This window comes from Mesorhizobium sp. M4A.F.Ca.ET.020.02.1.1 (assembly GCF_004022645.1).
Taxonomy (GTDB): domain Bacteria; phylum Pseudomonadota; class Alphaproteobacteria; order Rhizobiales; family Rhizobiaceae; genus Mesorhizobium.
This window is the reverse complement of the sequence record NZ_RZOI01001260.1, coordinates 1-793: the sequence shown is the minus strand read 5'-3', so window position 1 is coordinate 793 and position 793 is coordinate 1. Positions and strand designations below refer to the sequence as shown.

At 67.3% G+C, this 793-nt stretch carries 1 protein-coding gene; it reads right to left on the bottom strand.

Going from position 1 to position 793, the window contains the following annotated elements; genetic code table 11:
- Positions 1-793, bottom strand: a 793-nt coding sequence (locus EN742_RS36485) for a Mur ligase family protein (protein ID WP_245492499.1), incomplete at both ends; no start/stop codon positions are given.

Here is a 793-nt window from a genome sequence, read left to right as displayed (position 1 = left end):
TGTGGGCATAGTCGACATAGACTGGCGCGCCGTTGGCCGTGGTGCCGACGAGGTCGAGCCGTCCCGGAGCGCCCTTCAGTTTTTCCAATGCCATCAAAGCCTTGGCGACCGGCGTTCCAGTGGAAATGGCAAGTCCCGCCGAAACCAGCGCGTTGGCGATCTGGAAATCGCCGGCCAGCGGCAGGTCGATTTCGTGGAGCACGCCATTGACCTCGACCTCGGCCCGCTGGCGATGTCGCTCGTGCTCGACCCGCTTCAGCCTGAGGAAGTCGCCATGCCGACCGACGGTCAACACGTTGAGCCCTGCCGCCTTTGCCGCACGCACCGTAGGCTCTGACCACGGATCGTCGGCGAAGATGACGGCGGGCGCACCCTCGGGCAGCAGCGTGTCGAACAGGCGCAGTTTGGCGCGATGATAGTCCTCGACCGTCGGATGGTAGTCCATATGGTCGCGGCCGAGATTGGTGAAGCCGCCAGCGGCAAGCCTGACGCCGTCGAGCCGGCGCTGGTCGAGGCCGTGGCTGGAGGCCTCCATCGACGCATGGGTGACGCCGGCGTCGGCCAGTTCCTTGAGCAGGAGGTGCAGCGCCACCGGATCCGGTGTCGTCAGCGAGCCGTAGTCGTTGCGGCCGGGCGCGACCACACCGGTGGTGCCGATCGAGGCGGCGGCAAGGCCCGCCTGCTCCCAGATCTGGCGGGTAAAGGCGGCGACCGAAGTCTTGCCGCTGGTTCCGGTCACCGCGACCATCGTCTCCGGCTGCCGGCCGAAGAAGCGGGCGGCACTCAGCGCCAA